The organism is Paraburkholderia lycopersici, assembly GCF_900096975.1.
In the GTDB taxonomy this organism is placed as follows: domain Bacteria; phylum Pseudomonadota; class Gammaproteobacteria; order Burkholderiales; family Burkholderiaceae; genus Paraburkholderia; species Paraburkholderia lycopersici.
In genome coordinates this window covers 434,605-453,440 of record NZ_FMYQ01000001.1, presented here as the reverse complement: position 1 = coordinate 453,440, position 18,836 = coordinate 434,605, and the positions used below count along the sequence as shown (strand labels likewise).

General features: G+C 65.8%; 15 protein-coding genes and 2 pseudogenes. 14 read left to right on the top strand and 3 right to left on the bottom strand.

Translation table 11 applies throughout. From position 1 onward, the window contains the following. Window positions 1-108: 108 nt before the first annotated feature. Genes BLU17_RS01975 through BLU17_RS01965 form a run of 3 tightly spaced genes read left to right on the top strand, consistent with a single transcriptional unit; the run spans window position 109 to window position 2,629 of the window. Window positions 109-1,323, top strand: a complete 1,215-nt coding sequence (locus tag BLU17_RS01975; RefSeq protein ID WP_091993682.1) for a D-alanyl-D-alanine carboxypeptidase family protein — start codon at window positions 109-111, stop codon at window positions 1,321-1,323. After that, window positions 1,323-2,333 carry a D-amino acid aminotransferase gene (locus BLU17_RS01970; RefSeq protein ID WP_091993680.1) on the top strand — a complete coding sequence of 337 codons (1,011 nt, stop codon included), beginning with the start codon at window positions 1,323-1,325 and terminating at the stop codon, window positions 2,331-2,333. The genes BLU17_RS01975 and BLU17_RS01970 overlap by 1 nt, the downstream gene beginning before the upstream one ends. Further along, entirely contained in the window at window positions 2,330-2,629 is a 300-nt protein-coding gene (locus BLU17_RS01965; protein WP_091993677.1) for a DUF493 family protein, read from the top strand. Before BLU17_RS01970 ends, BLU17_RS01965 begins: the two co-directional genes overlap by 4 nt. An 81-nt stretch (window positions 2,630-2,710) precedes the next feature. Here the strand turns inward: BLU17_RS01965 and BLU17_RS01960 are convergent, their stop codons facing one another. Then, the gene (locus tag BLU17_RS01960; RefSeq protein WP_091993674.1) at window positions 2,711-3,688 is read right to left on the bottom strand and encodes a transcriptional regulator GcvA; all 978 of its coding nucleotides are present in this window, start codon (window positions 3,686-3,688) and stop codon (window positions 2,711-2,713) included. Between the two features lie 101 nt (window positions 3,689-3,789). Between BLU17_RS01960 and BLU17_RS01955 the strand changes: the two genes are divergently transcribed. From BLU17_RS01955 to BLU17_RS01915, 9 genes and pseudogenes are all read left to right on the top strand, one after another. Then, window positions 3,790-4,116 (top strand): DUF2917 domain-containing protein, encoded by a 327-nt coding sequence (locus tag BLU17_RS01955; RefSeq protein WP_091993671.1) that lies wholly within the window; start codon window positions 3,790-3,792, stop codon window positions 4,114-4,116. 114 nt (window positions 4,117-4,230) lie between these two features. Next, window positions 4,231-4,989: pseudogene (lipB, locus tag BLU17_RS01950) on the top strand (lipoyl(octanoyl) transferase LipB); the annotation flags it as partial. Between the two features lie 112 nt (window positions 4,990-5,101). Further along, a complete protein-coding gene (gene lipA, locus BLU17_RS01945; RefSeq protein ID WP_091993665.1) occupies window positions 5,102-6,103 on the top strand; it encodes a lipoyl synthase in 1,002 nt (333 codons plus the stop codon). 236 nt (window positions 6,104-6,339) lie between these two features. Continuing rightward, the gene (tauA, locus tag BLU17_RS01940) at window positions 6,340-7,392 is read left to right on the top strand and encodes a taurine ABC transporter substrate-binding protein (protein ID WP_091993662.1); all 1,053 of its coding nucleotides are present in this window, start codon (window positions 6,340-6,342) and stop codon (window positions 7,390-7,392) included. A 26-nt stretch (window positions 7,393-7,418) separates the two neighbouring features. Further along, window positions 7,419-8,237, top strand: a complete 819-nt coding sequence (locus tag BLU17_RS01935; protein ID WP_091993659.1) for a taurine ABC transporter ATP-binding protein — start codon at window positions 7,419-7,421, stop codon at window positions 8,235-8,237. Continuing rightward, window positions 8,234-9,109 (top strand): ABC transporter permease subunit, encoded by an 876-nt coding sequence (locus BLU17_RS01930; RefSeq protein ID WP_091993656.1) that lies wholly within the window; start codon window positions 8,234-8,236, stop codon window positions 9,107-9,109. Before BLU17_RS01935 ends, BLU17_RS01930 begins: the two co-directional genes overlap by 4 nt. 303 nt (window positions 9,110-9,412) lie before the next feature. Then, window positions 9,413-10,699: a dicarboxylate/amino acid:cation symporter gene (locus BLU17_RS01925; RefSeq protein WP_176928896.1), complete on the top strand. Its 1,287-nt coding sequence runs from the start codon at window positions 9,413-9,415 to the stop codon at window positions 10,697-10,699. A 142-nt stretch (window positions 10,700-10,841) separates the two neighbouring features. Then, window positions 10,842-12,836, top strand: a complete 1,995-nt coding sequence (locus BLU17_RS01920) for a sensor histidine kinase (protein ID WP_091994187.1) — start codon at window positions 10,842-10,844, stop codon at window positions 12,834-12,836. A gap of 6 nt (window positions 12,837-12,842) precedes the next feature. Continuing rightward, entirely contained in the window at window positions 12,843-14,213 is a 1,371-nt protein-coding gene (locus BLU17_RS01915; protein WP_176928886.1) for a sigma-54-dependent transcriptional regulator, read from the top strand. 95 nt (window positions 14,214-14,308) lie between these two features. Here the strand turns inward: BLU17_RS01915 and BLU17_RS01910 are convergent, their stop codons facing one another. Beyond that, window positions 14,309-14,755, bottom strand: a complete 447-nt coding sequence (locus BLU17_RS01910) for a TlpA disulfide reductase family protein (protein WP_425434055.1) — start codon at window positions 14,753-14,755, stop codon at window positions 14,309-14,311. Window positions 14,756-15,036: 281 nt separating this feature from the next. Between BLU17_RS01910 and BLU17_RS01905 the strand changes: the two genes are divergently transcribed. Then, entirely contained in the window at window positions 15,037-15,597 is a 561-nt protein-coding gene (locus BLU17_RS01905; RefSeq protein WP_245746682.1) for a hypothetical protein, read from the top strand. Between the two features lie 406 nt (window positions 15,598-16,003). Here the strand turns inward: BLU17_RS01905 and BLU17_RS01900 are convergent. Next, a pseudogene (locus BLU17_RS01900) lies at window positions 16,004-16,876 on the bottom strand (YifB family Mg chelatase-like AAA ATPase); the annotation flags it as partial. A 103-nt stretch (window positions 16,877-16,979) separates the two neighbouring features. On the opposite strand from BLU17_RS01900, the gene BLU17_RS01895 reads away from it, so the two are divergent. After that, window positions 16,980-18,815 carry a recombinase family protein gene (locus BLU17_RS01895; RefSeq protein WP_091993647.1) on the top strand — a complete coding sequence of 612 codons (1,836 nt, stop codon included), beginning with the start codon at window positions 16,980-16,982 and terminating at the stop codon, window positions 18,813-18,815. Window positions 18,816-18,836: the final 21 nt, after the last annotated feature.

Genomic DNA, 18,836 nt, shown 5'->3' with positions numbered 1-18,836 from the left:
CCGCGCTGCGATCGACGCAGGCGCGGCGCGAGCATTCCGGTTCTCACAGACCGTGCGCCGCATGGCGCGCTACGTTCATCCCGTCCCCATTCAGCCCGACCTGAACCTATGCGTTTTCTCTCCTCCGGCCAGCCGTCTTCCTTCGTTCCTTCCTCCCTCGTCCGCAATGCCACGCTCGCAGCCCTGCTGCCCGCCTCGCTTCTTGCGAGTGCGGGCGCGTTTGCGCAGGTGCCGCCGCCCGCGGTGAACGCGCGCTCATGGGTGCTCGTCGACGCCACCGCGAACCAGGTGCTCGCCTCCGGCAACCCCGACGAGCGCGTCGAGCCCGCATCGCTCACGAAGCTCATGACCGCGTACCTCGTGTTCGAGGCGCTGCAGACGAAGAAGATTTCGATGGAGCAGGTCGTCACGCCGAGCGAAGCCGTGCGCCGCGTGAAGAACGACGAATCGCGCATGTTCATCGAGGCGAACAAGCCGGTGTCGGTGCACGACCTCGTGTACGGCATGATCGTGCAGTCGGGCAACGACGCGGCTATCGCGCTCGCCGAGCTCGTGGGCGGCAGCGAGTCGAACTTCGTCAACATGATGAACGCCGAGGCGCAGAAGCTCGGCATGGCGCACACGCACTTCGCCGACGTGAACGGCATGCCCGACCCGCAGCACTACACGACGGCCGGCGACCTCGCCACGCTCTCCGCACGCCTGATCCGCGATTATCCCGAGTACTACAGCATCTTCTCGGAGAAGGAGTTCAAGTACAACAACATCCGGCAGCCTAACCGCAACCGCCTGCTGTGGATCGACCCGACCGTCGACGGTCTGAAGACCGGTCACACGCAGGCCGCCGGCTACTGTCTGATCGCGTCGGCCAAGCGTCCGCTCGCGGGCGGCGGCAACCGCCGTCTCGTCTCGGTGATGATGGGCGAGCAGAAGGAGCACGACCGCGTGCAGGACAGCCTGAAGATGCTGAACTACGGCTATAGCGCGTACGACACCACGCGCATCTACCAGGCGAATCAGGCTGTGGCGACGCCGCGCGTCTACAAGGGCACGCTCGACGCCGTGAAGGTCGGCGTGCAGAAGGACCAGTACGTGACGCTGCCCAAGGGCGCCGCCGACAAGGCCAAGCCGCAGATCGAACTCACGAGCCCGCTGATCGCGCCGCTCACGGTCGGCCAGCAGGTCGGTTCGGCGAAGTTCGTGGGCGCGGACGGCAAGGTGCTCGCGCAGTTCCCGGTCGTCGCGCTCGAAGCGGTGCCGCAAGCCGGTATCGTCGGCCGCGTGTGGGACTCGCTCATGCTCATGGTCAACAAGAAGAAGTGATGGCGGGCGCTCCTTCGGCCAGTCGACCGGCTGCGGCGGCGCAGGCCGCCGAGCCGCTCGTCTGGCTCAACGGCGAACTCACGCCGCTTTCCGAAGCGCGCATTCCCGTGCTCGATCGCGGTTTCATCTTCGGCGACGGCATTTACGAAGTCGTGCCCGTGTACGCGCTCGTCGTGGGCGAGGGCGAGGAAGCCGCGCGCATGCGTGTGCCGTTTCGCATCGCGCAGCATCTTGCGCGTCTCGAACGCTCGCTCGGGAAGGTCGGCATTGCGAATCCGTTCGACGAAGCGGGCTGGCGCGCGCTCGTCGCGCGTCTGATCGGGGCGAACGAAGCGGCGGGCGCGCTCGCCCGCGACGGTCACGCCAACGTCTACGTGCAGGTCACGCGCGGCGTTGCGCCGCGCGGCCATGCGTTTCCCGCGGCGGCGACGCCCACCGTGTTCGCCATGGTCAATCCGCTCAAGCTGCCCGGCGACGCGCAGCGCGAGCACGGCGTGCGTTGCGTGACGGCGCAAGACGAGCGCTGGCTCCATTGCGACATCAAGTCGACCTCGCTGCTCGGCAACGTGCTGATGGCGCAGTACGCGGCGGAGCACGACGCGTTCGAGACGATCCAGCTGCGCGACGGCTGGCTGACCGAGGCGTCTTCGGCGAACGTGTGGGTCGTGAAGCATGGCGCGCTCTTCGCGCCGCCGCGCAGCAACCGGATTCTCGAAGGCATTCGCTACGGTCTTGTCGAGGAGCTGGCCGGGGAATGCGGCGTGCGCTTCGAGGCGCGCGAGATCGCCGAGGCCGAACTGCGCGAAGCCGACGAGATCCTCGTGACCTCGGCGACGAAGGAAGTGCTGGCTGTCGTCGCACTCGACGGCAAGCCGGTGGGCGGCGGCTCGCCGGGCCCGGTCCATGCCGCGCTTTACGCGGCTTACCAGCGCGCCAAGCAACGTGAAGCGCAGGTGCAGGCGCAGGCATTGCGCGCGGCGGCTGCCGACCTGCAGGAAGTGGAGAAATGAACGTGACCCAGAACGCCAATCCGGCCAACCCCGAAGCGAAAGCATCGCTGATCGAATTCCCCTGCGATTTCCCCATCAAGGTGATGGGCAAGACGCATCCGGAATTCCAGGACACCATCGTCACGGTGCTGCGTGAATTCGACGGCGGCTTCGACGCCACGACCATCGAGTCGCGTCCGTCTAGCGGCGGCAACTACACGGGCCTCACCGTCACCGTGCGCGCTACGAGCCAGATGCATCTCGACGACATCTACCGCGCGCTCACCGGCCATCCGATGGTGAAGATCGTGCTGTAAGCGTTAGCGTTTCGCCGACGGCGATTCGAACGGCAAGGGCCGCAACGAGCGGCCCTTGCCGCATCCGCGATCGGCGGCCTTTCAGGGCATGTCGCCCACGCGCGCCCGTTGCGCCGCGGCGGCGGCCGTCATCAGCGGGCCCGCCTCGCAGGCGTCCTCGTAAAGCCGCCGAAAGCGCGCGACCTCGTCGAATACCCAGTCGCGGAACGCCTGCACGCGCTCGGTCTGCATGCGCTGCGGCGGGCAGATGAAGTAGTAGCGCCACGGGCTCGGCCCATCGACGTCCTTGAAAAGGCGCACGAGTCGGCCGAGCGTGATCTCGTGCATGGCGAGCGAGCGGCGCACGAGCGCGATGCCCTGGCCGTCCATGGCCGCCTGCAGCAGGTTCGACGAGTCCTGGTAGAGCACGCCGCGCTTCGGTTCGGGCAGATCCTGAAGACTGGCCGCGTCGAACCAGGGGCGCCAGAGCTCGTCGTCGGAGCGCAGGAGCGGTAGCTTCGCGAGTTCGCGCGGGTCGGTGGGCAGCACGCCGCCGTTGAAATCGGGCGAGCAGGCGGGGAAGAAGATTTCGTCGAGCAGCAACTCGGCGTGCAGGCCGGGATAGTGCCCGTAGCCGAAGCGGATGGCCACGTCGACATCGTCGCGTGCGAAATCGGTGAGCGAATTCGTGGATTGCAGCTCGACGTCCCACTGCGGATGCGCCTCGATAAAGCGGCCGATGCGCGGCGTGACCCAGCGCGCGGCAAACGACGACAGCATCGAGACGACGAGGCGCCGGTCGCGGTCGCCAGCACGGATTTCCTGGGTGGCGTGCGCAAGCTGGTTGAGCGCGTCGCGCACCTGGGCGGCGTAGCGGCGCCCGGTGTCGGTCACGCGCACGCGCTTGCCGTCGCGCGCGAAAAGCGCCACGCCGAGCTCGGCTTCGAGCGCGCGGATCTGGTGGCTCACGGCGCCGTGCGTGACGAAGAGCTCGTCGGCTGCGCGCGAGAAGCTTTCGTGGCGGGCGGCGGCCTCGAAGGCCTTGAGCGCATTCAGCGCGGGTAGCTGACGCAAGTCCATATCGTATTTTTTCTCACATAGCCGTGAAAATTGATCGTTTTGCCCGATCCCTTATGGTGTCTACGATTGTAGCCATCAGAGCAGGTCGTTCGGAGGCAAAAATGAGAGAAATTTCTTCGGATATCACGTTTGAAGTGGCAGTCAATCAGACCGCATCGGTGCGCGTGGCGCGCAGCACGCGGCTGACCGTCCGGTGCGGCACCGTCTGGGTCACGCGCAGCGACGACACCGCCGATTACTGGCTGGAGCCCGGGCACACGCTGCGCCTGCGGCGCGGCGAGCGGCTATGGATCGGCGCGGAAGGTGGGGCGCCGGCCTGGGTGGCGTTCGCGGCGCCGTCGCGGCTCGGCGAGCGCGTGGTCGATTGGGGCGCGCGCGTGGCGCAGCGCGCGGGCGTCCACATCGGCGACGGCTGGCGGACCGTTTGACGGCGCAAGCCGGCGTTCGATAACGGCGCATAACGGCGGCGGGAGGCACACCCGCCGCCATTATGCGCAGCGTGCCCGGCGCGCTCGTCCCGAATTCGGTAAACTCCCGAAATCATGTGCGCCACCCCGGTTTCATCCCAGCAAATCCCTTCCGACCCCGGCGTAGTCGAGGTCGCATCCCAGGAGGCAACTGCCGTCGTCGTGCGCTGGCGCGGTAACGAGGCGTATCAAACGAGCTTCGACGCCATGCGCGAGTTCACGGCCGCCCGCGACGCCAATACCCCCGACGAAATCTGGCTCGTCGAGCATCCGCCCGTGTTCACGCTCGGCCAGGCCGGCAAACCGGAGCATCTGCTCGTGGCCGACAGCGGCATTCCGCTTGTGCAGATCGATCGCGGGGGGCAGATCACCTATCACGGGCCGGGGCAGGTGGTGGCGTATCTGCTGCTCGACTTGCGGCGCAGGAAGCTGATGGTGCGCGAGCTCGTCACGCTCATCGAGAGCGCCGTGATCGAAACGCTGGCGGCGTATAATCTCGCCGGCGAGCGCAAGGCCGGCGCGCCCGGTATCTACGTGCCGCAAGAGGCGACCGGCGCGAGCGCGCCGCACGCGGGCGCGAAAGTCGCCGCCCTCGGCCTGAAGATCCGCAACGGCTGCAGCTATCACGGCGTGAGTCTGAACGTGTCGATGGATCTGAGCCCGTTTCTCGCGATCAACCCGTGCGGCTACGCGGGCCTCGAAACCGTCGACATGGCGACGCTCGGCGCAGAGGCGGGCTGGCGCGACGTGGCCGCCACGCTGGCAGCGCGGCTCGAGGCGAATCTCGCCGCGCACGCCGCAACAATTCTTTCGGTGGCCGAAGCGGCTGCCACAGACCCTTCAGCCGAAGCGGCTGCAGTGGACCCGGCTGCACACGCAGCCCCAGGCGGGCAACCGCCGCAACCGCAGGCTGGCGTTGCACCGGCGGCCTGACTGGATCGAAAGCATGACTGACGCAACTGCGAACCCCGCCGCGAATCCGGCCACCAGCGCCGTCGACGGCGTTCCCTACGACGCCACCGCAAAACAGAAGGCGCAGGCCAAGACCTCGCGCATTCCGATCAAGGTCATTCCCATCGAGAAGCTCAAGAAGCCCGAATGGATCCGCGTGAAGGCGGCCACGGGCAATTCGCGCTTCTACGAAATCAAGAACATCCTGCGCGAGCACAACCTGCACACGGTCTGCGAGGAAGCGAGCTGCCCGAACATCGGCGAATGCTTCGGCAAGGGCACCGCGACGTTCATGATCATGGGCGACAAATGCACGCGCCGCTGCCCGTTCTGCGACGTCGGCCACGGCCGTCCCGATCCGCTCGACGCGGACGAGCCGGCAAATCTCGCGCGCACCATCGGCGCGCTCAAGCTCAAGTACGTCGTGATTACGAGCGTGGACCGCGACGACCTGCGCGACGGCGGCGCCGGGCACTTCGTGGAGTGCATCCGCCAGGTGCGCGAGCAGTCGCCGCAAACCCGCATCGAGATCCTCACGCCCGATTTCCGCGGGCGCCTCGATCGCGCGCTGCAGATCCTCAACGCCGCGCCGCCCGACGTCATGAACCACAACCTCGAAACGGTGCCGCGTCTCTACAAGGAAGCGCGCCCGGGTTCGGACTACGCGCACTCGCTCAAGCTGCTCAAGGACTTCAAGGCGCTGCATCCCGAAGTCGCGACGAAGTCGGGGCTGATGGTGGGCCTTGGCGAAACCGAAGAGGAAATCCTTCAGGTGATGCGCGACCTGCGCGCGCACGACGTCGACATGCTGACGATCGGCCAGTACCTCCAGCCTTCGGAGCACCATCTGCCGGTGCGCGCCTACGTGCATCCCGACACCTTCAAGATGTACGAGGAAGAGGCGTACAAGATGGGCTTCACGCACGCGGCCGTCGGCGCGATGGTGCGTTCGAGCTATCACGCCGATCTGCAGGCGCATGGGGCCGGGGTGGTTTGAGCCTCGCGCTTCCCGCATGCACGCAACGAAAAGCCCGCTGAAAAGCGGGCTTTTCGTTTTGCGCCGCCCTCGAGCGGCGTGAGCCGCCGATCCATCGCTCGCCATCCGGTCCTGCATGAAAAGCAATGCTTCAGCGGCGTCATTAGCTATCGCGGATAAATTAGAACCGCCCGCCGCCAGACTCCCTATAGTCGGAACCTTCATTCACTCGAACGTCGTTCCGCCGGAGTCTCTCGATGAACCCACGCGCTCTTCCCGCTTTCGCCCGCCGCCCGCGCATCGCCGCCGTCGCATTCGCCGCCGCCTGCCTTGCCGCCGCGTTCGGCGCGCCGCGCGCGCATGCCGAAACGCGTGAGGTCGTGATCGCGTATCAAGACATGGTGGTGCCGTGGCGTTATGCGCAGGCGACCGGCGAAGTCGAGAAGGAGACCGGCTACAAGGTCACCTACCGCAAGCTCGCGAGCGGCGCCGACGTGATCCGCGCGCTGGCCTCGGGCTCGGTGCAGCTCGGCGAGGCCGGTTCGAGCCCGATCGCCGCGGGCCTCTCGCAGGGCGTGGACCTCTCGCTCTTCTGGATCCTCGACAACATCAACGACGCCGAGGCGCTCGTCGCGCGCGACGGTTCGGGCGTGACGAGCGTCGCGGGCCTCAAGGGCAAGACGATCGGCGTGCCGTACGTCTCGACCTCGCACTTTCACGCGCTCGTCGCGCTGCAGAACGCGGGCGTGAATCCCGCCGACGTGAAGATCGTCAATCTGCGTCCGCCCGAGGTCGCGGCGGCCTGGCAGCGCGGCAACATCGACGCGACCTACATCTGGGACCCGGTGCTCGCGCAGGTGAAGAAGAACGGCAAGGTGCTGATTACCTCGGGCCAGGTGGCGAAGGCCACGGGCAAGGCGACCTTCGACGGCTTCGTGGTCGACAAGCGCTTCGCGAAGGACAACGGCGAGTTCGTCGCGAAGTTCGTGAAGGTGCTCGCCGCCGCCGACGCCGATTACAGCGCGCATCGAAGCGCGTGGAACGCGGCCTCGGCGCAGGTTCAGGCCGTGGCGAAGGAGTCGGGCGCGAATGCCGACGAGGTACCCGCGAGTCTCGCGCTCTATGCGTTCCCGACGCCCGCCGAGCAGGCTTCGAAACAGTGGCTGGGCGGCGGCGCGCAGTCGGGCGCAGCGCAGTCGCTGCTCGCGACGGCGACCTTCCTCAAGCAGCAGGGCACGATCCAGAACGTGCTGCCCGATTACTCGGTGGGCGTCGATCCGCAGTACGTGCAGCGCGCCGCTTCGCATTGAGCCGCACCGGGCATGAGGAGTCTCGCATGAGCGCGCTCTCGATCCGCGATCTCACCGTCATTTACGAAGGCGCACAACGCGGTGCGCCGCCGAACGTGGCGCTCGCGAACGTGAACCTCGACGTGGCGAGCGGCGAGTTCGTCGTGGCGCTTGGCGCATCGGGCTGCGGCAAAACCACGTTGCTCAACTGCATCGCGGGCTTCATCGAGCCTGCGCAGGGCGAGGTGCGCGTGAACGGCGCGCGCGTCGAAGGGCCGGGCGCCGAGCGCGGCGTCGTGTTCCAGAAGCATGCGCTGCTGCTGTGGCTCGACGTGCTGGAGAACGTCGCGCTCGGCCTGCGCTTTCGGCGGGTGCCGAAAGCCGAGCGCGAGCGCATTGCGCGCGAGCAGCTCGCGCTCGTGGGGCTGGAGGCGCAGGCGCGCGAGCGCGTCTATGCGCTTTCGGGCGGCATGCAGCAGCGCGTGGGCATTGCACGCGCGCTCGCGAGCGATCCGCGGATCCTCCTGATGGACGAGCCGATGGGCGCGCTCGACGCCATGACGCGCGAACAGGTGCAGACGCTCGTGCTCGACGTCTGGGCGCGCACGAAGAAGACGGTGTTCTTCATCACGCACAGCGTGGAGGAGGCGCTTTTTCTCGCGACGCGCATCGTGGTCATGACGCCGGGGCCTGGCCGCATCGAGCGCGAATACGAGGTGCCGTTCGCGCGGCAGTATCTCGCCACGCGCGATGCGCGTGCGGTGAAGTCGTCGGCGGAGTTCATCGCGTGGCGCGAGCAGCTCGTCGATTTGCTGCACGCGGACGCCGGCGAGCGCGCACTCGCCGCACATGAGGGGCTGGCATGAGCGTGCCGCAAGAGTCGTTGGGAGAGGTTGCGTTGAAGGCGCATCGTGCGATACCGGCCGGCCACGCGCAAACGAAGCGCTCGGCGGTCTGGCGCATGCCCGGCGAAGGGCCGACGGCGGCGCTGAGCGCGGTCTCCGTGGCGGCGCTCGCGCTGCTCTGGTGGCTTGCCACGCATCTGCACTGGCTGCCGCCGCTCTTTCTGCCGACGCCCGAGGCCGTCTGGCAAGCCTTCGCCGACGCCTGGCACGGCCGCATCCAGGGCGGGCTGCCGCTTTCCGAACATCTGTTGTGGAGCGCGCTGCGCGTGTTCGGCGCATTCCTGCTCGCGGTGGTGACGGCGGTTCCCGTCGGCATCCTGATGGGCGTGTCGCGCATCGCGCGGGGCCTGCTCGATCCGCCGCTGGAGTTCTACCGCCCGCTGCCGCCGCTCGCCTATCTGCCGCTCGTGGTGATCTGGTTCGGCATCGACGAGACGGCCAAGATCGTCGTCATCTGGCTCGCCTGCTTCGCGCCCATCGCCATGGCCGCGCGCGCCGGCGCGAAGAGCGCGAGCGTCGAACAGATTCGCGCGGCGGCGTCGCTCGGCGGCAGCTTCGCGCAGATCGTGCGCTTCGTCGTGCTGCCTGCCGCGCTGCCGGAGATACTCACGGGGCTGCGCATCGCCATCGGTTTCGGCTGGACGACGCTCGTGGCCGCGGAGATGGTCGCCGCCACGGCGGGCCTCGGTCAGATGGTGCTCAACGCGTCGAGCTTCCTGCGCACCGACGTCGTGGTGATGGGCATCGTGCTGATCGGGCTGATCGCCTGGGGCTTCGATCTGGGCATGCGCGCGCTGGAGCGGCGGCTCGTGCCGTGGAAAGGGCGGGGCTGACCGGCGGGCGCGCCGCCGTTTCTGGAAATCCGAACACCCATGAGGCGCGATTCTGGAAAACCAGATTCGCGCCTGCGCTCGCCTGATAAAAATCCTTATAAATCAATCGTGTGAGCGTCCCGGCGCGCTGGCATCGACCTTGCAAACAGAAAACGCGCGGCCGCCCCCCGGCCGCGACATAAAAAAGCAAGGAGACAGCCGATGTCCGATCCCATCTTCCGGTTTCGCTGATCCCCAGTTTCGTCCTGTCGCGGCCCGAACCCGCTTCGTTCCGGCCATTGGCTTAACTCATTCGCAGGAACCATCGTGAAGAAACCTCTCCACAAAGTCCTTTACTTCCAGGTGATCGTGGCGATCGTCGTCGGCGTGGTGCTCGGCCATTACTGGCCCGCCATCGGCATCGACATGAAGCCGCTCGGCGACGCCTTCATCAAGCTCATCAAGATGGTGATCGGGCCGATCATCTTCTGTACCGTCGTGACCGGCATCGCCGGCATGGAGGACATGAAGAAGGTGGGCCGCGTGGGCGGCAAGGCGCTGCTCTATTTCGAGATCGTCTCGACCTTCGCGCTCGTGCTCGGTCTCATCGCCACGCACGTGCTGAAACCCGGCGCGGGCTTCAACGTCGACGTGCACACGCTCGACGCCAAGGCCGTGGCGAGCTACGCAGAGAAGGCGCACGGCCAGAGCAGCGTCGACTTCCTGATGCACATCATTCCCGACACGATCACGTCGGCCTTCGCGCAGGGCGAAATCCTGCAGATCCTGCTCGTCGCGCTGCTGTTCGGCTCGGTGCTCGCGCAGATCGGCGAGCGCGGCCGCGTGGTGACCGACTTCATCGAGAGCGTGTCGAGCGTGCTGTTCGGCGTCGTCAAGATCGTCACGAAGCTCGCGCCCATCGGCGCGTTCGGCGCGATGGCGTTCACCATCGGCAAGTACGGCGTGGGCTCGCTCATTCCGATGCTCAAGCTCATCGGCACGTTCTACCTCACGTCGATCGTGTTCGTGCTCGTCGTGCTCGGCGCGATCGCGCGCTTCACGGGCTTCTCGATCATCCGCTTCGTTTCCTACATCAAGGAAGAGCTGCTGATCGTGCTCGGCACGAGCTCGTCGGAATCGGCGCTGCCGCAACTGATGCAGAAGCTCGAACGCCTCGGCTGTTCGCGCTCGGTGGTGGGCCTCGTGGTGCCGACCGGCTATTCGTTCAACCTCGACGGCACCAACATTTATATGACGATGGCGGTGCTCTTCATCGCCCAGGCGACCAACACCGACCTCACGTGGACGCAGCAGCTCACGCTGCTCGCGGTGACGATGCTCACCTCGAAGGGCGCGAGCGGCGTGACCGGCGCAGGCTTCATCACGCTCGCGGCGACGCTCGCGGTGGTGCCGACCATCCCGCTCTCGGGCATGGTGCTGATCCTCGGCATCGACCGCTTCATGAGCGAGTGCCGCGCGCTCACGAACATCGTCGGCAACGGCGTGGCGACGGTCGTGGTCTCGGCGTGGGAGAAAGAGCTCGACCGCAACAAGCTGCGCGCCGTGCTCTCGGGCGAGGTCGAAGAGGTGAAGGAAGGCGCGCGCGTGTAAGCCGCGCGGCGGGCGGCGGGCGCAGATGCCCCCGCCTGGATCCCGATATCAGTTTCGTCGTTTTGCGGCTCCGGCCGTGGGCGGCGCGCCGTTTCCCCTGCGTCCGCGCCGCCCGTTTTTGCTTGTCCAGACGCTGCCGCCGATGTCGCCAGGGTGCCGTCCAGGCGCACCCGATGCCCCGCGTTCACCCCGGACGCGACCCGCTGCGCGTGTGCCACAATCTCCTTCATTTCCCATCGACTGCCTGGAAGCCGCTCACGTGACGCGCCGCCTCATCATCCTCTTCGCGCTCGCCGCCGGGCTCGTCGCGGTCTGCGCGCTCACGTGGGCGCTCACATGGCAGACCGGCATCGACGCGCTGCGCCGCAACGCCGCCGTGCGCGGCGATCGCACGGCGGCCTCGCTCAAGAGCACGCTGGAGCGTTACGACTCGCTGCCTTACATCGTCGGCGAGCATCCGCTCGTGCAAGACGTGCTGGTCGATCCGAGACCCGAATGGGTGGCCGCCGCGAACCGTTATCTCGAAGACGTGAACCGCCACGCGCGCGCCACGACGACCTACATCATCCGCGCCGACGGCATGAGCGTCGCGGCCAGCAACTGGCGCGATCCCGACAGCTTCGTCGGCGTGGACTACCGCTTCCGGCCGTATTTCATCGATGCGGTGAAGGGCGGCGTCGGCCGCTTCTTCGGCATCGGCACGATCTCGCACGACCCCGGCTACTACGTGTCGCAGCCCGTGCGGCGCAACGGCAGGATCGTCGGCGTGGCCGTGGTCAAGCTCAATCTCGAATGGTTTCCGGGCACCGATGCGTCCGAGCCGCTGCTCGTCACCGACGACCACGGCGTGATCTTTCTTTCCTCGGTGCCCGCGTGGAAGTACCGCACGGTGCGCCCGCTGCCGCCGGCCGTGATCGCCTCGATCGACGCGACGCGCCAGTACGCGAGCGAGCCGATCGCGCCTTTGCCGGCCAGCGTCGAGCGCGTGCTGCAGGGCGACGCCGACATCGTGCGCATGGGCGCCGGCATCCGCGCGCCGCGCTACCTGGAAACGCGCCGCTCGCTGGGCGAGCCCGACTGGCGTCTCGTCACGATGTCGTCGATCGATCCTGTGCTGGTGGCCTCGCGCAACGCGACCATCATGACGGGCTTCGGCTACGTTTCGCTCTGCCTGTTCGGCTTCTACTGGCGCATGCGGCGCGCGCGCGTGAGGGAGGTGATGCGTAGCCGCGCGATGCTGCAAAAGGCCTACGCGATGCTCAACGAGCGCGTGGCCGAGCGCACCGCCGACCTCTCGCAGGCGAACGAGCGCCTGCAGCGCGAGGTGGCGGAGCGCACGCGCGCGGAAAGCGTGCTGCGCGCGACCCAGGACGAACTGATCCAGGCGAGCAAGCTCGCCGCGCTCGGACAGATGGCGGCCGGCATCACGCATGAGCTGAACCAGCCGCTCGCGGCGCTGCGCAGCTTCTCGGACAACACGCGCGTCTTTCTCGAGCGCGGCCAGTACGCGGCGGCGACCGACAACCTGGAGGCGATCGCCTCGCTCACCGAGCGCATGGGCAAGATCGTCAACCAGCTCAAGCTGTTCGTCGGGCGCGCGCGGCCGAAGAGCGCGCGCGCCCCGGTTGCGCGGGCGCTGCGCAACTCGCTGGCGTTGCTCGGCAAGCGGCTCGACGGCGTGCGCGTGACTCTCACGCTCGCCGAGGACGGCGTGCCGCCCGTGCCGCTCGACATCCACGCTGAGCATCCCGATCTCGTTGCGCAGAGCGACGACCTGCGGCTCGAACAGGTGCTCATCAATCTGTTCGGCAATGCGCTCGACGCCGTGGCGGGCGCGCCGTCGCCATGCATCGCGATCGACGTGCAGGCGAGCGCCGCGACGCTTGCCATCGCCGTGCGCGACAATGGTCCCGGCATTCCCGAGGACGTGCTGCCGCGTCTCTTCGAGCCGTTCTTCACGACGAAGGAGATGGGGCAGGGGCTCGGCCTCGGCCTTGCGATTTCCTCGTCGATCGCCCGCGACTGCGGCGGCGCGCTCACTGCGGGCAACGAACCGGAGGGCGGCGCGCGCTTCGTGCTGACGTTGCGCCGCGCTCGCGCGGACGCCGCGAGCGCGGCGCAGGTTGCCGGGTCGTGATCGCACATGAATCAGGATGACGAACGAATGGTGAACACCACGCCCGGCCGGGTGCTTTATGTAGAGGATGACGAACTGGTGCGCCGCGCCGGCGTGCAGAGCCTCCAGCTCGCCGGCTTCGACGCCGTGGGCTTCGCGAACGCCGAAGCGGCGCTGCCGCTAATCGACGCCGAATTCGCGGGCGTCGTGGTGAGCGACATCCGCCTGCCTGGCATCAGCGGCCTCGATCTGCTCGCGCAGTGTCACGAGCGCGCGCCCGACGTGCCCATCATCCTCGTGACGGGCCACGGCGACATCTCGATGGCGGTGCAGGCCATGCGCGACGGCGCTTACGATTTCATCGAAAAGCCGTTCGCCTCCGAGCGCCTCATCGAAACGGTGCGGCGCGCGCTGGAGCGGCGCCTGCTGATGCTCGAAAACCTTGCGCTGCGCCGCGAGCTGGCGGGGCAGAGCGCGCTCGCGCCGCGCATCATCGGCAAGAGCCCGGCGATCGAGCAGGTGCGCCGTCTCATTGCGAACGTCGCGCCGACGGATGCCTCGGTGCTGATCAACGGCGACACCGGCGCCGGCAAGGAACTGATCGCGCGCAGCCTGCACGAGCTTTCTGCCCGGCATGACAAGCCGTTCGTCGCCGTGAACTGCGGTGCGCTGCCCGAGCCGATGTTCGAGTCGGAGATGTTCGGCTACGAGGCCGGCGCGTTCACGGGCGCGGCCAAACGCCGGATCGGCAGGCTCGAGCACGCGAGCGGCGGCACGCTCTTTCTCGACGAGGTCGAGAGCATGCCGCTTTCCTTGCAGGTGAAGTTGCTGCGCGTGCTGCAGGACGGCGTGCTGGAGCGGCTAGGCTCGAACCAGCCGGTGCGGGCCGATCTGCGCGTGGTTGCGGCGGCCAAGGGCGACATGAGCGAGCTCGTCGCAGCGGGGACCTTCCGGCGCGACCTGCTCTACCGGCTGAACGTCGTGACGATCGCGCTGCCGCCGCTGGCGGAGCGCCGCGAGGACATCGTGCCGCTCTTCGAGCATTTCCTGCTCGATGCGGCGGTGCGCTACCAGCGGCCCGCGCCGCTCCTCACCGAGCGCGACCGCATGCGCCTCGCGCAACGTGACTGGCCGGGCAACGTGCGCGAGTTGCGCAATGCGGCGGACCGCCGGGTGCTCGGGATTCCCGACGATCTTTCGGCGAGCGCGACGGGCGGTGCCGACGACGCGCTGCCGCTCAAGGAGCGCGTGGAGCAGTACGAACGCGCGCTGATCGCCGACGCCTTGCAGCAGAGCAATGGCACCGTCGCCCAGGCCGCCGAGCGGCTGCAGATGGCGAAGGCTACGCTGTACGAGAAGATTCGCCGTTACGGGCTCGTGGCGCGCGGCGAAGCTTAGAGGCGGCGGCGCGCCAAGGTACAAGCCGGCGCAAGCAGGCGCAAAAAAAAGCAGCGGGGTTTCCGCTGCTTTTTTTGTTGGCTACGAGCCGCGCGTCAGGTCGCAAGCGCCTTTTGCAGCAACTGGTCGAGTTCCGCGAACTGCGGCTCGCCCACGTAGCGCTTGAGGATCTTGCCGTCGCGGCCGATCACGAACGTGGTCGGCGTAAGCTGGACGTTGCCGAACTGCCTCGCCGCCGAGCCGTCGTCCATCGCTACCTTGAACGGCAACTGACGCGTTTGCGCATAGTTGGCGACATACATCGGCGCGTCGTAGTTCATCGCCACGGCCACGAACTCGAGACCTTCGCCCTTGAAGCGATTATAGGTCTGGATCATCTGCGGCATTTCCTGCATGCAGGTGGAGCAGCTCGTGGCCCAGAAGTTGACGAGATAGACCTTGCCCTTGAGATCGCTCGTGGAGACCTTCTGGCCGGACAGCAGCGTGAAGGTCGCGTCGGGCACGCGCTGCTGGCTGCCGAAGAATGCGAAGTAGCCGGCCATGGCGATCGCGACCACGACGACCGCCGCGCCGATGCGGCGGATCGCGCCGGAACGTGCGTTTGAAGAGTTCGGGGATGCTGCGGTCATGAGCCTCGCCTCGTGCGCCGAAGGGCGCGGGTATGGAGCCGGATAATTGTAGCGCCGAATTTCCCGGCATAGCGGTTGCGGCACGACATCCGGGCGCACGCCGACGGATAATGACGCGCACCTTTCACTCTCGTGACGATCCGCGTCTCATGGTCTTAGCCAAGCTTCGCCGTTTCCGCCTTCCGTTGAGCGGGTTGAACGCTTCTGTGCGCGCCTTCGTTCGTGTTCGCGCGCCGACGCTGGGTGTGCTCGCAACGGCGTTCGCGCTGGCCGCCTGTTCGCCTGCTTACGACTGGCGCACGATCTCGAACGATGACGGTGGCTATACCGTCGATCTGCCCGCCAAGCCCGACAAGGACGAGCGCAGCATCGACGTGAACGGCGCGCCGATGCGCATGCGCGTGCAAACGGCCGAAGTCGCCGGCGACGTGTTCGTGGTCGGCACGCTCGAACTGCCGGACGCGCAGCCCGCGACGCAGCAAAAAGCGCTCGACTTCCTGCGCGCGGGCCTCGCGCGCAACGTGAGCGCGGCTCCGGAGGCGCACCCCGTGGCGGTGCCGCTTGTCGCGGGCGGCTCGGTCGAGGGCGTGGAGATGCGCATGGCGGGCAAGGCCGGCGCCAATGGCGAGACGCGCACGATCCACGCACGCCTCGTCGCGAAGGGCGCGCGCGTCTACCAGGTGGCGATCGTCGGGCGCGCCGAGCCGCCAGCCGAGCAGGTCGACCAGTTCTTCGGATCTTTCAGGCTTTACTGAACACCTGGACTGCGCGGAACGCATGGCGCAGCGGCCGGCATTTGAACCCCGAAACGAAGATTGCGCTGGAGGTTTATGCGCTAATTGCCGGATTTGATTGAGGGTTTACGGGTTACCCACAAGTGCTGTGGGTAACTTTGTGGAAAAACACGATGCATGAGCCGCAAACGTCCGTCCTGTGGGCTTTCTGTTAGTTTTTAATGTTTTTCCACAAATCCAGAAAACCAGAAGAATCAATGGGTTACGGAAGAAGCCAAAACGTAATGCGAACCATGCACGAAACAGGGCCCAAAAAGACAATATGTGCATAAGTCAAGTCTTGACTTCGATTTATTGACGCTATCCACATTCCCGGCTTGTAGAAACGCGGCCAGGTTCTTCCCTGCAGATTCGCTGGAGATACGGGCTAACGCCCGGCAAATACGCGACGATACTGCACGGCCTCGGCCACATGCGCGGCATCCGGCATGCGCGCGCCCGCGAGATCGGCAATCGTGCGCGCGACCTTGAGGACGCGATAGTGCGCGCGCGCAGACCAGCCGAAGCGCTCGCCCGCCTCGCGCAGCAGCGTTTCTGCGGCGGCGTCCGGCTGGCAGACCGCGTCGGTCTCGCGCCCGCTCAATTCACGATTCGTTTTGCCCTGGCGCGCCAGTTGGCGCTCGCGCGCGGTCTGCACGCGTTCGGCGATCGCGGCGCTCGGCTCGGCGTGCATGCTGGAGCGCGCTGCCAGTTCGGCGGGCGGCAGCGCCGGAATCTCGATCTGGATGTCGATGCGGTCCAGCAGCGGTCCCGAGAGCTTGCGCAGGTAGCGCGCGGCGCTTTCCGGCGTGCAGCGGCAACGCCCGGCGGGATCGCCGCGCCAGCCGCACGGGCACGGGTTCATGGCGGCAACGAGTTGGCACGCGGCGGGGAAGTCGGTTTGCCAGGCGGCGCGCGAGATCGTGATCGAGCCCACTTCGAGCGGCTCGCGCAGCGTTTCGAGCACGTGCCGATCGAATTCGGTCAACTCGTCGAGGAACAGGACCCCTAAGTGCGCCAGCGTGATCTCGCCCGGTTGCGGCGGATTGCGCCCGCCGATCAGCGCGGCGGCGCTCGACGAGTGATGCGGCGCACGAAACGGCCGCTGCCTCCACTGCTGCGGCGTGAAGCCGATCGCGCTGGCCGAGAGCAGCGCCGCGGAAGCCAGCGCCTCGTCGTCGGTCATGGGCGGCAGCAAGCCTGGCAGGCGCGCGGCAAGCATCGACTTGCCGGCGCCCGGCGGTCCCACCATCAGGATATAAGGCCAAATAAACCCACCCTCGAGCCAATTGAACCCAGCCGGGCGGCTATAGCATTTGGCCTTGTGATAGATTAGCCCGGTCCCTACTTTTGCCGCCCGTCCCGTGCCTGCCACCCCCACGCCAAAGGCGTATTCATACATCCGCTTTTCGACACCCGAACAACAGAAGGGCGATTCGGATCGGCGGCAGACCGAACTTTCACGAAAGTACGCCGAAGCCAACGGGCTGACTCTTGATGAAAACCTGACGTATCGAGATCTTGGCGTATCGGCATTCGACAAGTCGAACATCAGGAACGGCGAACTCGGTGCTTTTCTTCGCGCCATCGACTCCGGTGCTGTCGAGCCGGGATCGTATCTGCTCGTAGAGTCGCTCGACCGGCTTTCGCGGGCGAAGGTTACAGATGCACTCGAAGTCTTCATGTCGATCATCAATCGCGGCATTCGTCTGGTGACACTGGCTGATGGCCGGGAATACAGCAAGGAAAAGATCAATGAGCAATTCACCGAACTGATCATTTCGATTGTCGTTATGTCTCGCGCCCACGAAGAGTCGCTAACGAAAAGTCGGCGCTTGAAGGAGGCTTGGAAAGCGAAGCGCGGAAGAATTGGCGACGCGAAGCTAACCGAAATTGCCCCTGCATGGCTAAAGCTGAACGAAGATAGAACGGCCTATGATCTCGTTCCGGATCGTGTGGAGCTTGTTCAACGCATGTTTGAATGGTCGAAAGATGGGATCGGTTCAGAGACCATCGCCCGCCGATTGAACCAGCAGGACGTGCCGAATTGGGGAACACGTTCTGCCGACCAATGGCACGCGTCGTACATCAAAAAGATTCTCGATAACCGCGCGGTGCTCGGTGAGTTCCAACCGCATACGATTGTTGACGGCAAGCGCGTTCCCGAGGGCGATCCTGCTCCAGACTATTTTCCACGAATCGTATCAGACGAGGACTTCGTTCTTGCGAAGGCGGCGCGATTGTCGCGCCGCACGAACAGCGCAGGTCGGAAAGGGGAGACTTTCTCGAATCTGTTCTCTGGCATTCTCCGTTGCGGGTACTGCAATGGGACGATGATTTACGTGAACAAGGGCCATGATGGGCCGCGAGGAAGGTTGTTGGTATGTACACGAGCAAAAGCTGGGAAGGGATGCCACTATGTGCCGTGGGAGTATCCACAGTTCGAACGTAGCGTCCTTACATACTGCAAGGGGCTAGACTTCGATGCTTTCCTCCAGACTCGCGATACCGTCAAATCGGAACTTTCTGCACTGAGTGCGCATATTGCGCTGCTTGAATCGTCTCTTGCAGGCAACAAGCAAAAGCAGACCAACATTCTCGACGCCATCGAATCGGGTGCGAAATTCCAGCAGTTTGAAGCTCGCATGGTTCAGTTGGAGCGTGAGCGAACGTCGGTCGAAGCCGAACTGGATGACGCGCGGCAGAAATATGATCTTCGCGCGAATGCGACGGTTGACGTATCGGCTGTTCGCGCATCGATTGACGGATTGTTTCAACGCATGAGCGAACTCGAAGGCAATGACTTGTACGCTTTGCGAGCGCGATTGAGCCAACAAATAAAACGACTCATTGTTCGAATCGCCCTATACCCCGGTGGCTACATGGACAAGCCGTTTCTCATCGAGAAGTTCCGCGCGCGCTTGATTGCCGATGGTGCGTCTGAGGACGAGGCGAACGCACGCATTGCGGCGAACCTACGTGTGACCCCGAACGTTAGCGAGCGTTTCCTCACGATGGTTTCGCGAAGTGACGCCATCCGGATGATTCGCCCTGACCTCGAAAATCCAGAGCTGTTGCATCTCCAACCGATTGAAGGCGGGCAAGGTATGGCCGCTCATGCTGAAACCATAGGCGCGATGCTGGAGAAACTGAGAGAGGTTGCAAAAAGGCCTCCCGAGCAAACAATGGACCGTACCTAACGATCAGATGAGTTCCAGATG

Coding starts and splice junctions, on each gene's coding strand:
- BLU17_RS01975 (WP_091993682.1), top strand. CDS start 109: ATGCGTTTTCTCTCCTCCGGCCAGCCGTCTTCCTTCGTTCCTTCCTCC.
- BLU17_RS01970 (WP_091993680.1), top strand. CDS start 1,323: ATGGCGGGCGCTCCTTCGGCCAGTCGACCGGCTGCGGCGGCGCAGGCC.
- BLU17_RS01965 (WP_091993677.1), top strand. CDS start 2,330: ATGAACGTGACCCAGAACGCCAATCCGGCCAACCCCGAAGCGAAAGCA.
- BLU17_RS01960 (WP_091993674.1), bottom strand. CDS start 3,688: ATGGACTTGCGTCAGCTACCCGCGCTGAATGCGCTCAAGGCCTTCGAG.
- BLU17_RS01955 (WP_091993671.1), top strand. CDS start 3,790: ATGAGAGAAATTTCTTCGGATATCACGTTTGAAGTGGCAGTCAATCAG.
- lipA (WP_091993665.1), top strand. CDS start 5,102: ATGACTGACGCAACTGCGAACCCCGCCGCGAATCCGGCCACCAGCGCC.
- tauA (WP_091993662.1), top strand. CDS start 6,340: ATGAACCCACGCGCTCTTCCCGCTTTCGCCCGCCGCCCGCGCATCGCC.
- BLU17_RS01935 (WP_091993659.1), top strand. CDS start 7,419: ATGAGCGCGCTCTCGATCCGCGATCTCACCGTCATTTACGAAGGCGCA.
- BLU17_RS01930 (WP_091993656.1), top strand. CDS start 8,234: ATGAGCGTGCCGCAAGAGTCGTTGGGAGAGGTTGCGTTGAAGGCGCAT.
- BLU17_RS01920 (WP_091994187.1), top strand. CDS start 10,842: ATGTCGCCAGGGTGCCGTCCAGGCGCACCCGATGCCCCGCGTTCACCC.
- BLU17_RS01915 (WP_176928886.1), top strand. CDS start 12,843: ATGAATCAGGATGACGAACGAATGGTGAACACCACGCCCGGCCGGGTG.
- BLU17_RS01910 (WP_425434055.1), bottom strand. CDS start 14,755: ATGGCCGGCTACTTCGCATTCTTCGGCAGCCAGCAGCGCGTGCCCGAC.